Origin of the sequence: Pseudoalteromonas porphyrae (assembly GCF_001298125.1) — a bacterium.
Lineage (GTDB): Bacteria > Pseudomonadota > Gammaproteobacteria > Enterobacterales > Alteromonadaceae > Pseudoalteromonas > Pseudoalteromonas neustonica.
In genome coordinates this window covers 133,383-147,455 of the sequence record NZ_LHPH01000009.1, presented here as the reverse complement: position 1 = coordinate 147,455, position 14,073 = coordinate 133,383, and the positions used below count along the sequence as shown (strand labels likewise).

The window sequence follows — 14,073 nt, the reverse complement described above, 5'->3', positions numbered from 1 at the left end:
CCTCCACCGCCGCCTCCAGAAAAACCACTACCACTGGAGAACCCCGAACTAGTCGTAGAAGATGAAGCGCCTAAATTACCAGTGGCCGAATAACTAATGCTCTCTAACGAATTAACAAATTCTGACTGAGCTGAAAAGCTACCCAAAAACCAAATAGGCTTGTACCTGAATGGATTAAGGTTATCAGAAGATGATCGTTTCTTACGTGCTTTCAGTTTTCTAAATTGTTTTCTTTTCATTTTCTGAACATTATCAAATCGACTACACCACACTTTTTGAAGCTCTAATGAAATAGCATATGGTAACAACGTTTCATATTCCGATGCATCGAGTAAAAAATCATCCTCAGGTTCTTTTTCGGCCTCTATATATTTTTTTATCTGTAACGCACTGATTAATAATTGTCGGCCATAATGGGTGGGAGCGTAATTTAAGTGCGCTGCTGACAGACAAAAAAGTATTAAAAAAGCGCTCGATAACGACAATAATGGTAAAAAGTAGCACAGTAAACCAACCCATGGGATCCATACAGCACCAATCATCAGCGCTTTATTTTTTATTTGTGACGCAGGCTTATCTTTATCTTTATCTTTATCTTTATCTTTATCAAAAATGCTTTCGTAAATGGCAAACCATAAAATAAATATGGGAAAAGTCATCACTATCACCAGCGGCCCCCACAGTATATCAATCCAATCTGATACGCCTAAAACCGATTGAACGCCGACAAACATACTCGATAAACCAACAGTAATGAGTGTGTACTTGAAATTCCAGGTAAAAATTTTTGCGTCTTTTGCCTCAGCTCTCAACGCTGTACTAAACAACTTAAAAAGCTGACGGTTTGGTTCTCTATTATCGCTACTAATAACGTAACAACCACCTTCATTGATAACCCAATCAAGTACACATTGCTCATTTTTTGGCAGGGCCTTATTAGGAAAGTTGGGTTTAACCGTTAGTAACAATGAATGTGAGTAATATCGGCCAACAACTACCGTCTCAGTACTCAACTCTTGAGTGTATTTTAAGTCTAAATAACCTTTAACTCCCAAGCTTACACAGGTTGATGTAAACTCTTCGATTGAGCATTTCATAGAAAATCCATGCTTGGTGATACCTCGGATCAGCGCCGGGGAAAGTTCATTTGGTATTTTTACTACTTCTAAAAGTTCAACATTTTCATCAGGATATTGGCCGAATTTACGCCAAGACCAATAAATAAAGCTACCGACTGCACCTAAAAATATTATGGCTATAACCCACTCGATAAACTCCAATAAAAATATAAGATAAAACAGCGATGGTTGTTCTATTACACCTTTAGGTAACGCAATCACAATAGTCATTCCCTGACTCTGACCTAGAACAGTCTTAGCAGTAAACCTAAACTCGTTTTGTTTTGGATTCTGGGCAAAGTAATCGCTGCCTTTTTCCCGATAAGAACCTGTATACGCAAGCCACTGCAATGCACGTGACTTTTCAGGTAGATTAACTACAACCTTTGACTGCTCTATTGAGGTTGCCCATTGATAAGGTATCGCATGAAATAAAAGCTCATCATGATTTTGAAAAAACCTAATTTTATCTGATAGCTGATAAGAAATAACAAACTTAGCTTGCCCTAAAGCTAATTTTTTAGTTGGATCTCCCACTTTAATAATGGCCTGACCTTCTGAAAACGTCACTAAATAAGGGGTGGGTTTATCATTTAAGTGAGCGCTTAACATTTTAAAACCAGCTAGATACTGGCCACCATATTGACCTTCTAATACTAATGGGACTGCTCTATAAATACCGTGTTCAAAAATATAACCGCCTGCGATTAAATCAAACTGCTCTGTAATTACAAGATCGCCATTAGGTTTAACATCTATCGTTACATAAAGCCCTTGTGTTGAGTCTAATGCTTTGACTTGCATGCAAAATAGCGACGTAAAAAAAAGCAATAAAATTATGCTTCCTTGCAAAAAACACTTCATTGTAAATTAATTCCTTATAAATAACGTTTATCTATTCATTAGATATTTGATGTACCAAAAATTCGTTTAAATGCCTTTTCATCTTATTGAGCAATTTAATAGGCCCTGCATCGAACATATCATTATGGCGTGCATTAGGTAAAAAAAACTGATCCACAGGGAAACTTGTAAGTTCGTCTGCGGTGTATAATACCCCCGTATCAGCAGGATAATCACTGCCGCGCAGCGTTAAAACCCGAATGTTTTTATTGCGAGGTAATAACATACGGCGATGATCTAAGGTGATCACATTACTCACCTCATTTGGGTAGATAGCTGCGTAGAGTGCAGATATATCACCACCATTTGAGTGACCAAATAAAGTCAGGTGGCTAAAATCATACGCCGGATATTTAGCGGATAATTTCTCAACTAAGAATTTCAGAGTGACTACACCACGATGCCAATTTTCTATTCGCGTTGCCATGTAGGGAGGATTAGAGTTAAGCGCAGGATCATTTTTTAGTTCATGAGCTACAGCAATGCTTAAATAACCCTTAGCTGTAAAAACATCTACCGCAAACTGATAGTCAGTATGCGCAATCCCATAGCCAGCACTAATAAATGCCACTGGGCATTTTGTTTGTTGGCTGCAGTGCTCGTTATATGCTGGTAATGAAATACTGATCGGGATGACGCGAGCACGCGCTTTATCAACAATCACTTCGCTGTTTGTTGCGGAACTCGCGGTTACACTGACTATGAGAAAACAGAAGCTCACAAAGTACTTAAAAGGTAGTGGCATTAATTTGCCTAGCTTATTTTATTTAAATTACAAAGTACTTTAAGGCTTTGAATATTAATTGCAATAAAACGAAGTGCTAAGAACAATTAACAGTCTTAAAGAAAGAAATAATTATTTTAAATTTATGCGATAATAGTGCCATTGTCCTAACGTTTATTTAGAAAAGAACCTATCCATGAAATCATACAATAGCATCGAAGAACGTATCGATATTTTACAAAGCAGAATTGAAGCGTATAAAGCTGAAATCGAAACGCTAGAAACAGAGCCAAAAAATAATAACGAGCGTATTATTTTTAAATTTATTGAAACAGGTAGTACAGGTAAAACTAAAGATTTTGTACGTGAGTTAGGTATTAAATCGCCGCGTGATAGCTTGTATTCGTCAGGTGATGTATCAAAACTAATTAAAGATGGTGCAAGTGATATTACCCCTGCACTACTTGATATCGCCAGAGCACTTGCCAGCGCACGAAATAAAAATGGCCCTGCCTGCTAATTCAGCTCTAAATTAGCCGTGTAATAACGGCTAATCTACCAGCTCGATATCCAGTCCACTGAGTAAATTTAACGCTTCAAAACGCTCAAACTTCGCATTACTAACATTATTATTTTTTATATCAATATTAAAATTCGTCGCGCCGACAAAGTTTGCTTTATTCAAATGTGTTTGATGAAACAGACTATCTCTAAAATCAGTGTCACTAAAATTACTAGCCGCTAAATTAGCGTGTCTAAAATCAACATCTTTCGCAAAACAGCCTGTCATAGTCAGCTCTTTTAACACTAACTCATAAAACGAGCTATGACTGAGCTGGCAATTTTTAAAACTCACCGATGATGTAAGTGCTAGTTGCGGCCAATTTACCTGCACCCATTGAATACTATTGAGTTTACAATCAACAAAGCTTACGTCTTCAAGCGCGCTATAACCCCAATTCAAATCGCTCAAGTTACAGTTAATAAATTCGCACTCAATAAAACGACAATTACTAAACTGGCTGTCACTGAAATCACATTCAATAAACTGGCACTGCTCAAATTCTATGTTACTAAAACGTTGTGCGTTGACAGCACATTTTGAAAATTGCTGATCGTAATAGTCTAACTCTTTAAACACTAGAAGGCTTAACCTCTAAATCGTTTTTTAAAGCAAGAACCGCAATATAAATCAACCCAAAAAGAGGAATAATTGATAATAGCCCGCCAATTACAGCAACGATAACCGGTGTTGTTGTTTTTCTTTTACCAAGGCGATAACTTATCCATGCAAATAATGGGATGCATACTATAAATACAAAAACCAAAAATTCACCAAGCAACGTCGCATTAATATTCATTTACTGTCCTTAATATATTTCTTAATGAATTACCCCGCGCTAAGGCTTTTCGCTTCGAGAAGCAGAGTAGAGTATCTAAATTAGCCGAAAGTCAAAAACTGTTACGCCGGGAAATTGAACCCAAAGAGATTAAACAAATTTTATTACACCATAAAAAAACCCTTAAGCCAACACTTAAGGGTTTTTAATCAATTGCGCGGTTAAGTGCTAATTAATAACTTATTCTGCTGACTTTTCAGCTTTTTCAACAACACTAATTGCCAACTCTGACAATGAGTCTACATTGGCTTTGCTTGGTGCGTTGGTTAATAAACACGATGCTTGTGTGGTTTTAGGGAAAGCAATCACGTCACGAATGTTATCAGTGCCGCACAGTAGCATTGCTAAACGGTCTAAACCAAACGCAAGACCGGCATGCGGTGGCGTACCGTATTTTAGTGCTTCAAGTAAGAAACCAAACTTATCTTGTTGCTCTTGTGCATCAATGCCTAAGATTCTAAATGCCGCTTCTTGCATATCGGCGTTGTGAATACGTACCGAACCACCACCTACTTCGTAGCCATTTAATACCATATCGTATGCATCTGAAATAGCCGCTGCAGGGTTTGCTTCAAGTTCGCTTGCGTTCACATCTTTCGGCGCAGTAAATGGGTGATGAACGGCATGTAATGTGCCTTCGTCATCTTCTTCAAACATTGGGAAGTCAACAACCCAAAGTGGTGCCCAGCTATTAAGATTTGTGATTTCTAAATCAAGGCCAATCTTAATGCGTAGTGCGCCCATTGCTTCATTTACTGTGTTGCGTTTATCAGCACCAAATAAAATGATGTCGCCAGTTTGTGCGTTAGTACGCGCAAGTAGTTCGTTGATAACGTCTTCATTTAAGAACTTAGCGATTGGTGATTGTACGCCTTCAGCGCCTGCACCGCGATCGTTTACTTTCATCCAAGCAAGACCTTTCGCACCGTAAATACCGATGAACTTAGTGTAATCATCAAGTTGCTTACGTGAAAGCGAAGCGCCACCTGGTACAGTTAATACTGCAACACGGCCTTTTTCATCATTTGCAGGGCCAGAGAATACTTTAAACTCAACATCTTTTACTAAATCAGCAACGTCAATCAGTTTCATTGGGTTACGTAAATCTGGCTTATCAGAGCCATATAAGCTCATTGCCTCAGAGTATGGCATGATTGGGAACTCACCCAAATCGACATCTAGCAACTGCTGCCACATTTCGCGGATCATTTTCTCTGTCATACCACGTACTTGATCAGAGCTCATGAACGAGGTCTCTATATCTATTTGGGTAAATTCAGGTTGACGATCAGCACGTAAATCTTCATCACGGAAACATTTAACGATTTGATAATAACGGTCAAAACCAGACATCATCAATAATTGTTTAAACAATTGTGGAGACTGCGGTAATGCGTAAAAGCTGCCTTTATGAACGCGACTTGGTACTAAGTAATCACGCGCACCTTCTGGTGTTGCTTTAGTCAGTACTGGTGTTTCGATGTCTAAAAAGTTATTTTCATCAAGGAAGCGACGCACAAAGCTACTTGCCTTTGCACGTAATTTAATACGGTCACTCATTTCTAAACGACGAAGGTCTAGGTAACGGTATTTTAAACGACGCTCTTCAGAGTTTACCTGATTAAAATCAAGCGGTAATGGCTCTGAGCGGTTGATGATAGTTAAGCCGGTGCCTAAAATTTCAACTTCACCCGTTGCCATATCTTTATTGATTTGGCTCTCTGGGCGTGCACGAACAACCCCTTTTAACTGTACGCAAAATTCTTGACGTAACGTATTCGCTGTATCCATTAAGCCTTCAACTTCAGGATCGAATACAACTTGTACTAAACCTTCTCTATCGCGTAAATCGACAAAGATAAGTCCACCAAGGTCACGTCGTTTATTGATCCAACCACATAATTCAACTTCTTGATCTACGTGTGTTTTATTTAGTTGTCCGCAGTATATAGAGCGCATAGTATTCCTGTCAGTGTAAAGACCAATAGCCGCTTCCCCTAAAAATTGCTGTTTTGGAGGGAGATAAGCCACTATTTATAAATCATTTTAGGCTGGGTATTATACCCAAGTTACCTCAAGATGCGAGTGTCGTTGGAATTAAACTTACATGAAACGCTGCATTTTGTCATTTGATCTAACCTGTATCAATGCGACCTAAAAAACCACTTCTATGCTTTGAGTTTACAGATTTGATATACTTGCTAAAACACACAATTTTATAGCCATTTTATGTTGTATTTAGGGTGTCCGCAGTGGTCAAGTACCGCGTGGAAAGGCAATTTGTTATCTAGTCACTGTAAAAATGCTGATATGCTGCGAGAATACGCGCGTACATTTAATTCAGTTGAGGGTAATACCAGCTTTTATGCCGATCCAAGTGCCGAGTCACTGACACGTTGGATTGAATCAGTGGACAGTGATTTTAAATTTACCTTTAAATTTCACCGACGTTTTAGTCATGAGTTACAGCTTACTCATATAGATGACGCGCTCAGCGCATGGTTTACCTTATTTGAACCAATATTGCCCCACATTGGGCAAATAATGCTGCAATTGCCAAGTAGCTTTAGCCCTCAACAGCTCCCCCTATTAGCGCAATTTATTACCAAACTCCCTAAAGGCTTAAGCTACGGCGTTGAAGTTCGTCATCCTGAATTTTTTAAAAAAGGCGCAGCCGAAATTGCCCTTAATCAGCTATTAATAGCAAATAACATCAATCGTATCGCTATGGATACCCGCGCATTATTTGCAGTCAAACCAAATACCGATGCGCTCATTGATGCCCAGCAAAAAAAGCCACATTTACCTGTGCATGCCATTGCGACTGGCAGTCAACCTATGGCTCGTTTTGTGATTGCCGATTTAGAACACGACTATAAAAGCTATTACCGACCGTGGCTGAAAAAAGTGCAACAATGGCTTGATGAAGGCAAACACCCGTATGTATTTTTTCATACTGCAGATAACCGTCAAGCGCCATTATTAGCCCGCGAGTTTTGTAAAGATTTGGCTTATGAACACCCGGTACTAACCCCTTTCATTGGTGAAAAAGAAGCCAGTCAAGCAAGTTTATTTTAAATTCCGCTAAAATATAATTAACAATAAAGAAGTATTGAATGAGTGATTTTAAACGCTATTTTACCGGCTACCCAGAGCAAATTGTCAACCAAGTCATGGAGCTTATTGACAATGATAAACACGGCGCATATTTAACCAAGAAATACCCTCGCCCTCACACCATCACTAGCGATAAATCGTTATATGCTTATGCCACCGAACTTAAAAAGCGCTATTTAAAAAACGCGCCCCCGTTTGGCCGCGCCGCATTTAAAAAGCAAGGCGATATGGTCACTAATGCACTCGGTACTCACACCTATCGTATGCAAGGCAAAACCCGTAAACATGATTTGGCCATAAACAGTGACTTACTGCGCGCGCCCGAGGAATTACTAAAAGCCCTAGTTGTACACGAACTAGCCCACTTTAAGGAAAAAGACCATAACAAAAGCTTTTATGCCCTTTGCTGTCACATGGAACCCCTATACCACCAGCTAGAGCTCGATTTACGAATATTTTGTGTGTTAGTAACGCAAGGAAAGAATCCATATTTAAAGTAAACATTATTGCCCACGACAAAAAGTGGCAACTCCATTGATTTTGCTAACAAACAAATCTACTGAGTAACCGTAAATTTAGTTAAACCAATCAATTGCCCAGATTCGGTAACAACCTGTACTTGCCACTTACCAACTGAGTTTGCTGGGAAGTTTACTTTATGTGTCCATGCTCTATAACCTTGCTCTCGTCCGCCTGTAATATTTAATGCAATACGGTCAACAACATTATTGTTAAGTAGCCAAACATGAAATACTTTTTCATTTAGCCCTCTCGGCGCTTTAACCGCGGTCCAGCTATACAAACCAAGCTCATGCAATGAGTAAGTATCTAGTTGCTTGATACTCCCCACAGGTTTGCGCTGTTCCACATCAACTTGGTGAGATAAAGTGATATCGGTTAATCGCAAAGCCGCTGGCGGCACCCAACTGCGTAACTGCCATAAACCCGCACTTAAAATGCAAAGCAGTAAAACTAACAAAGGAAAACGCCACCATCGAGCATTAGGCATCAAGTTACCTAAACTAGGTAGAGTAAAAATAATTGCGGTTATTAATGCGACTCCTAAGCTTTGGCTTGTAGTGAGATTAAGTAATATTGGCAAAGTGACTAAAATAACCACAAACAATGCAAAGTTATGAAATACCGTAAAGAAAATGCTGTGTTTAGCTAATTTTCTATAATAAAGCGGATCAACAACTGATATAAACGCACAGAGTATGATTAGTGATGTAAAAATAGCTTGCGGATGATTCCAAGAAGTAACAGCAAGAAAAAAGGGTAAAGCAAAAAACAAACTTTCTTGTTGCACCATTTGCAAAGCAAAACGCATAAAATTAGGAGAAACTGCTACGCCAAAGCGCTGCTCCACTTTATCCCGCAGCCAGTTATCTACAATCAACCATATCCAACTAACTAGCAGTAGTATGGCTATAATTTGCGAGAATGACTCTTTACGCTCAACCAACACATAACTTGCTACACCACTACAAAACGCAAATACCGCCAATAAACCCGGCCGCTTTTGCATCATCATAATAAATTTTGTGATTAAATTTTTAAAATAACTCATTTAATAGAGGATCCGCATAAGTCTGTATAATTTCAGCTAGCACCACATCTTAATATATACATGAAAGTATTACATTTTTTGTTGTTAAAATTAACGAAGAAATAACTATTGCTATCAAGCTTGTTAACGATAACTACGTGAGATCTCTTCACTCACCCAATGCAGCAATTGTTTTATTGCTTTTGAAAGCACCTGGTTTTGCCGCACAATGTAACCTAAACTCGTAGTTGGAAACTGTGGTAAGGCGGTGACGGTGGTGGTTAAATTTGCTTTACTTAGCAGTGAAAACTCCGGCACGATTGCAACTCCAAAGCCCGCTTCAGCCCAATCAATTTGTGCATCCACACTGCCCACTTCCATCACCCGATAATTTGGTAAATTTAAAGATGGCAAAGCACTATCGAGCAAGTCTCGGGTTCGCGTATCATGGCCTAGTAAGATTAATGTTGGCGGCTCAGTCAGTGTAATATTGTTATCGTTTTTGGTTTGTTGCCATAACTTTAGATGATTACCTAATGCACACCATTTTATCTGCTGTAATTTCGTAAAATGCAGCGGCTCACTTTCTTTTTGGGCAATAACAAACCCTAAATCTGCCTCAGCACTTTTAACCAATGCTGACGCTTGCGAAGACGTTGTATTGAGCAAAGTAAAGTCAATGCCCGGAAACTGGCATTTAAACAACTGAAAAGGCTCAATCAACAATAAACGAGAAATTATATCACTGGCGGCAATTGTCAGTGTGCCTTGGCGTAGTTCATTAATCGCATTTAAGTCAGATTGGCAAACTTGTAATTCCCATAAGGTTTTTTGTCCAGACTCTAATAGCCGTAAACCTGCTTGGGTCAAACTAAAGGGATTACGTTCTATCAATTTTACCCGTGTCATTTTTTCTAGTTGCTTAATATGCAAACTAACATTGGGCTGTGTCATATGCAGTGCGTTGGCGGTTTTACCAAAATGTTTTAGTTCCGCTAATGTGACAAAGGTTTTTAACCAATGAATATCTAACATCTTGATGACCTTAATTATCTAAAATCGATATGAAATTCTTATCAGGATAATAATTATAATTAATTTCTCTTATTTAGATAGTGAGCATACCATATTCATTCAATCAATTTGGAGATTAAATTATGCCGTCAATTGTTGTTGTAGGTGCAAACTGGGGTGATGAAGGCAAAGGCCGTATCGTCGATTTTTTAGCAGAGAACGCATCTGCAAGCATTCGCTTTCAAGGTGGTAACAACGCCGGTCATACCGTTGTAAATGAGTTTGGCACGTTTAAACTACACCAATTACCAAGCGGCATTTTTAATCCAGATTGTATTGCCGTATTAGGCCCAGGTATGGTGATAAGCCCTGCTGCATTAAGCGAAGAAATCGCTGAAGTTAAAACCGCTGGCGTTGAGGTAAAGCTGAGTATTTCTGATCGTGCAACCCTTTGCTTGCCGTTACACGCCCTTGAAGACACCCTCGAAGAAGTACGTCTAGGTGACGCCGCTTACGGCTCTACTCGTCAAGGAATTGCACCCGCATACGGCGATCGCGTAATGAAAAAAGGCATTTTAGTTGGTTGGCTAAATCAACCTGAGGTTTTATTAGAGCGCATTCGGTTTATGCTGGATTGGAAAATGCCGCAGCTAAAAGCCCTATACCCAAGTTGTGATTATTCACAAACAGCAGAACAAATAACTCAGTGGCTGTTAGACGTCACTACCCCGTGGCGTGAGTTTATTTGTAATGTAACAGAGCCTTTAAAAGCCCTGCAAAAGCAAAATGCCAATTTATTGTTTGAAGCACAATTAGGCGCAGGCCGCGATTTAGTTTACGGCGAATACCCGTATACTACATCATCAAACGTTACTGCCGCCTATGCAGGAATTGGCAGTGGGCTGCCAGCTTTGCACCCTGAGCGTGTTATCGCTGTGGCTAAATCATTTAGCTCATCTGTCGGTACAGGCACATTAGTTACCGCCATGGCAGAGCAAGACAATTTTCGTGAAAGCGCGAACGAATATGGCGCAGTGACTGGCCGCCCACGTGATATGGGTTATTTTGACGCAGTTGCCACCCGTAACGGAGTTGAATTACAAGCTGCCACTGAAATTGCATTAACTAAAATTGATTGCCTATCTGGCATGAAAGATTTAAGAATATGTGTTGGTTATGCCGGCGATCACAGCGAAAACCCTATTTGGCCACAAACAGCAGCCTTAACGCCAATCTATGAAAGCATGCCAGCGTGGGATGAAGATATTACTGGTTGTCGTACCTTCGACAGTCTGCCTACTGCAGCGCAGCACTATGTAGAACGCATCGAAACACTGATGGGGGTACCTGTAAGTATGGTGTCTGTGGGCCCAGAGCGTGAGCAAATGATTATTCGCTAATATGTATAAATGGGTTTCATTTAGAAACCCATATTACTAAAGTCTTGGATCCAGATTAATTAAAAAGTGGATTCATACTTAAATCTAAAAGCGCAAGGTACACTCGCGCTCTTGTTTTTATACTTACAGCTTTAAAACTCCGTGACTTTACAGCCCAAGCTCTGCCATAAAATCGTCATCAGCGTCGATTGCTTTTGCATCATCCGCAGCTTTCGCTTTTTCAGCTTTTTGCTTTGCCTCATTTTCAATAATATCGTCAGGATCTATAGCCTCTACGATATCAAAATCATGCAATTTGATAAATTCAGTTTTATCCATCGCTAATTCTAAATAAAAGATATTTTGCTTAGCGGTGGTAAATGTCACTCGCCGTGCTTGTGGTCTATCCATAGTGGTATCAACAGATATTTGCACTTGCTTGTTGATGGCCATCATTTTAGGTTGATTTTGGGTGATAGAAGTATGTAGTTGCTCACGCACTTTTGACGTAAAGTCACCCACAATTTGGTTCATTAATTCACCAAGTACATTTGATACATCATCAGATAAATGACTGTGGGCAATCTCATTTTCAGGCATACCCATATTACGCATATAATCGTGATAAATTTCCATCGCAGCTTGCGAAGTGAAGTTTGTAATAACTAAACCAGTAAACCCACCATCGAACAATACAAAACAGCCAATGTCTGGACGCATACAGGTACGCGTTATTTTTTGTACCATTGCTGAGTAACTAATGCTGTTGCCGCTGGCTGAAGAAAGTACTCCCGTTACGGAGTGACAAAGAGTGGCCAATATATCATCTGTGCTTATTACTTTACTTTTACTCATAAACTTCTCTTTTTATACTTGTTATTCATTATTCTAGCCAAGCTACTGAAATTATCACTGACTATCCAGTATAAAATGCTAAAATAGCCCTATTATTTTTCAAGAGACTGTTTGTGTGAACATAAAAGACAGTATTTATGCCTCTGAGCAAGCCGTTAAAGATTTTAGCTTTGACCAACATGTAGTAGAAGTTTTCCCAGATATGATCCAGCGCTCTGTGCCGGGTTACGCCACTATTGTAAGCACCATGGGCAAATTAGCGGGTCAATACGCACAGAGTAATTCAAACTTATATGATTTAGGCTGCTCGCTTGGTGCGGTTACATTGAGTATACGCCGTAATATTCGTACCGATAACTGCCAGATTATTGCGGTCGACAATTCAGAGGCCATGGTTGAACGGTGTAAACTGCATTTACACGGCTTTCGCTCAGAAGTCCCTGTTACAGTAACGCTTGGCGATATTAACGAGTTAAATATCGAAAATGCATCAGTCGTCGCAATGAATTTTACGCTGCAATTTATACCACCAGCACAACGCCAAGCGGTACTTGAAAAAATATACGCAAATTTAAAACCCGGTGGCGTATTATTGTTAAGCGAAAAAGTTAAAGGTGAAAATGAGCAATGCGATAATTTGTTGATTGATTTACATCATGACTTTAAACGCCACAATGGCTATTCTGAATTAGAAATAAGCCAAAAGCGCACGGCAATTGAAAATGTAATGCGTCCAGATACGCTAAACGCACACCTTACACGGCTCAGTGATATTGGTTTTAGCCAAACTCAAGTATGGTATCAATGTTTTAATTTTTGCTCATTAGTAGCAATTAAGTAATTTAGGAAATATTTAATGTCTTCATGGTTTAATCAATTTTATGCTGCCATTGCGCAAAGCCCTCTTAGCCATTGGCTCGAGACATTGCCTAGTCAATTAAAACATTGGCAAAACGAGGCCAGTCACGGTGACTTGCCTAAATGGCAAAAAGTGTTAAAAAACCTGCCAGAAGTAACGACCAAACATGTAAATATCACTGATAAAGTGCAGATTGGCGCACCCGGCGAAATGACCGACGGCGAACAAAAGCAAACAATCCATTTATTAAAACGCATGATGCCGTGGCGTAAAGGTCCTTTTAGCCTACACGGCATTGAGATTGATACTGAATGGCGCAGTGACTGGAAATGGGATCGTTTACTGCCACATATTGAGCCTCTTAAAGGGCGTACAGTATTAGATATTGGCTGTGGCTCGGGCTATCACTTATGGCGTATGCGTGGTGAAGGCGCTGAGTTTGTGGTCGGCATTGACCCTTCTGATTTATTTTTATGTCAGTTTCAAGCTATCAAACATTTTAACCCTGATGAAAACGTCCATTTATTGCCACTTGGCGTTGAAGCTCTCCCTGAATTAAAAGCCTTTGATACTGTATTTTCAATGGGTGTACTTTATCACCGTCGTTCACCCATTGATTTTTTAGCCCAACTAAAGGCACAACTTCGCCCAGGTGGTGAATTAGTACTTGAGACCTTAGTTATTGAAGGCGATGAAAATACAGTATTAGTACCGACTGACCGTTATGCAAAAATGCGTAACGTGTGGTTTATTCCAAGCACGGCGGCTCTTAAGCTATGGATGGAGCGTGTTGGCTTCAAAGATGTGAAAATTAAAGACTGTGCAATTACAACACTTGAAGAACAACGTAAATCAGATTGGATGGAAAACGAATCGCTTATCGATTTTCTCGATCCAAATGATACCACTAAAACCATTGAAGGCTACCCAGCCCCCTTACGTGCAATTCTGACTGCAAAGGCTTAATACAAAAGGGACTAAGTTTTAGGTGCTAGGAACTACCTAGCACCTGTTAGCTAAATCTATTGTGTCATTATACGGACAACTGTCCTTGTCAATAATAGTAAACTTACTATTTGAACTAGCCGCGCCCTTGCAATTGTTGTAAAATACGCGCGTTTCTAAGCAACCACATGCAACTTTTTTGAGGAAAAC

The 14,073-nt window shown here is 39.6% G+C and carries 14 protein-coding genes; 6 read left to right on the top strand and 8 right to left on the bottom strand.

The annotated features are described in order from the left end of the window. Both ADS77_RS10250 and ADS77_RS10245 read right to left on the bottom strand, forming a co-directional pair. On the bottom strand, nt 1-1,982 hold a 1,982-nt coding region (locus ADS77_RS10250; protein WP_054454243.1), incomplete at its 3' end, for a DUF2207 domain-containing protein. Nucleotides 1,983-2,013: 31 nt separating this feature from the next. Then, the gene (locus tag ADS77_RS10245) at nt 2,014-2,766 is read right to left on the bottom strand and encodes an alpha/beta hydrolase (protein WP_054205641.1); all 753 of its coding nucleotides are present in this window, start codon (nt 2,764-2,766) and stop codon (nt 2,014-2,016) included. A 175-nt stretch (nt 2,767-2,941) separates the two neighbouring features. On the opposite strand from ADS77_RS10245, the gene ADS77_RS10240 reads away from it, so the two are divergent. Continuing rightward, nucleotides 2,942-3,265: a hypothetical protein gene (locus ADS77_RS10240; protein ID WP_054205640.1), complete on the top strand. Its 324-nt coding sequence runs from the start codon at nt 2,942-2,944 to the stop codon at nt 3,263-3,265. A gap of 30 nt (nt 3,266-3,295) precedes the next feature. On the opposite strand, the gene ADS77_RS10235 is transcribed toward ADS77_RS10240, so the two are convergent. The 3 genes from ADS77_RS10235 to aspS all read right to left on the bottom strand — a co-directional run bounded on the left by ADS77_RS10235 (nt 3,296) and on the right by aspS (nt 6,104). Continuing rightward, complete coding sequence (locus tag ADS77_RS10235; protein ID WP_054454240.1) at nt 3,296-3,886, bottom strand: pentapeptide repeat-containing protein; 591 nt, start codon at nt 3,884-3,886, stop codon at nt 3,296-3,298. Continuing rightward, complete coding sequence (locus ADS77_RS10230) at nt 3,879-4,106, bottom strand: hypothetical protein (protein ID WP_054205638.1); 228 nt, start codon at nt 4,104-4,106, stop codon at nt 3,879-3,881. The genes ADS77_RS10235 and ADS77_RS10230 overlap by 8 nt, the downstream gene beginning before the upstream one ends. A gap of 219 nt (nt 4,107-4,325) precedes the next feature. After that, nucleotides 4,326-6,104 carry an aspartate--tRNA ligase gene (gene aspS, locus ADS77_RS10225; RefSeq protein WP_054454238.1) on the bottom strand — a complete coding sequence of 593 codons (1,779 nt, stop codon included), beginning with the start codon at nt 6,102-6,104 and terminating at the stop codon, nt 4,326-4,328. Between the two features lie 270 nt (nt 6,105-6,374). On the opposite strand from aspS, the gene ADS77_RS10220 reads away from it, so the two are divergent. Continuing rightward, nucleotides 6,375-7,223 (top strand): DUF72 domain-containing protein, encoded by an 849-nt coding sequence (locus ADS77_RS10220; RefSeq protein WP_054454236.1) that lies wholly within the window; start codon nt 6,375-6,377, stop codon nt 7,221-7,223. Between the two features lie 38 nt (nt 7,224-7,261). Beyond that, nucleotides 7,262-7,762 carry a M48 family metallopeptidase gene (locus ADS77_RS10215; RefSeq protein WP_054454234.1) on the top strand — a complete coding sequence of 167 codons (501 nt, stop codon included), beginning with the start codon at nt 7,262-7,264 and terminating at the stop codon, nt 7,760-7,762. A 56-nt stretch (nt 7,763-7,818) separates the two neighbouring features. Here ADS77_RS10215 and ADS77_RS10210 read toward each other — a convergent pair whose 3' ends face one another. Next, nucleotides 7,819-8,832: a DUF5924 family protein gene (locus tag ADS77_RS10210; protein WP_054454232.1), complete on the bottom strand. Its 1,014-nt coding sequence runs from the start codon at nt 8,830-8,832 to the stop codon at nt 7,819-7,821. Nucleotides 8,833-8,955: 123 nt separating this feature from the next. After that, nucleotides 8,956-9,846, bottom strand: a complete 891-nt coding sequence (locus tag ADS77_RS10205; RefSeq protein ID WP_054454230.1) for a LysR family transcriptional regulator — start codon at nt 9,844-9,846, stop codon at nt 8,956-8,958. A gap of 122 nt (nt 9,847-9,968) precedes the next feature. Between ADS77_RS10205 and ADS77_RS10200 the strand changes: the two genes are divergently transcribed. Then, the gene (locus ADS77_RS10200) at nt 9,969-11,225 is read left to right on the top strand and encodes an adenylosuccinate synthase (RefSeq protein ID WP_054205632.1); all 1,257 of its coding nucleotides are present in this window, start codon (nt 9,969-9,971) and stop codon (nt 11,223-11,225) included. A 147-nt stretch (nt 11,226-11,372) separates the two neighbouring features. On the opposite strand, the gene ADS77_RS10195 is transcribed toward ADS77_RS10200, so the two are convergent. Beyond that, nucleotides 11,373-12,059 (bottom strand): DUF3334 family protein, encoded by a 687-nt coding sequence (locus ADS77_RS10195; RefSeq protein WP_054205631.1) that lies wholly within the window; start codon nt 12,057-12,059, stop codon nt 11,373-11,375. A 115-nt stretch (nt 12,060-12,174) separates the two neighbouring features. Between ADS77_RS10195 and cmoA the strand changes: the two genes are divergently transcribed. After that, on the top strand, nt 12,175-12,900 hold the full coding sequence (gene cmoA / locus ADS77_RS10190) for a carboxy-S-adenosyl-L-methionine synthase CmoA (protein WP_054454227.1): 726 nt from the start codon (nt 12,175-12,177) through the stop codon (nt 12,898-12,900). 15 nt (nt 12,901-12,915) lie between these two features. After that, nucleotides 12,916-13,884, top strand: a complete 969-nt coding sequence (gene cmoB / locus ADS77_RS10185) for a tRNA 5-methoxyuridine(34)/uridine 5-oxyacetic acid(34) synthase CmoB (RefSeq protein WP_054205629.1) — start codon at nt 12,916-12,918, stop codon at nt 13,882-13,884. Nucleotides 13,885-14,073 lie beyond the last annotated feature (189 nt).

Bases quoted from the DNA above. Each gene is read 5' to 3' on its own strand.
- ADS77_RS10200 (WP_054205632.1), top strand. From the start codon at position 9,969: ATGCCGTCAATTGTTGTTGTAGGTGCAAACTGGGGTGATGAAGGCAAA.
- ADS77_RS10210 (WP_054454232.1), bottom strand. From the start codon at position 8,832: ATGAGTTATTTTAAAAATTTAATCACAAAATTTATTATGATGATGCAA.
- ADS77_RS10195 (WP_054205631.1), bottom strand. From the start codon at position 12,059: ATGAGTAAAAGTAAAGTAATAAGCACAGATGATATATTGGCCACTCTT.
- ADS77_RS10230 (WP_054205638.1), bottom strand. From the start codon at position 4,106: ATGAATATTAATGCGACGTTGCTTGGTGAATTTTTGGTTTTTGTATTT.
- cmoB (WP_054205629.1), top strand. From the start codon at position 12,916: ATGTCTTCATGGTTTAATCAATTTTATGCTGCCATTGCGCAAAGCCCT.
- ADS77_RS10215 (WP_054454234.1), top strand. From the start codon at position 7,262: ATGAGTGATTTTAAACGCTATTTTACCGGCTACCCAGAGCAAATTGTC.
- ADS77_RS10245 (WP_054205641.1), bottom strand. From the start codon at position 2,766: ATGCCACTACCTTTTAAGTACTTTGTGAGCTTCTGTTTTCTCATAGTC.
- aspS (WP_054454238.1), bottom strand. From the start codon at position 6,104: ATGCGCTCTATATACTGCGGACAACTAAATAAAACACACGTAGATCAA.
- ADS77_RS10220 (WP_054454236.1), top strand. From the start codon at position 6,375: ATGTTGTATTTAGGGTGTCCGCAGTGGTCAAGTACCGCGTGGAAAGGC.
- ADS77_RS10240 (WP_054205640.1), top strand. From the start codon at position 2,942: ATGAAATCATACAATAGCATCGAAGAACGTATCGATATTTTACAAAGC.
- ADS77_RS10205 (WP_054454230.1), bottom strand. From the start codon at position 9,846: ATGTTAGATATTCATTGGTTAAAAACCTTTGTCACATTAGCGGAACTA.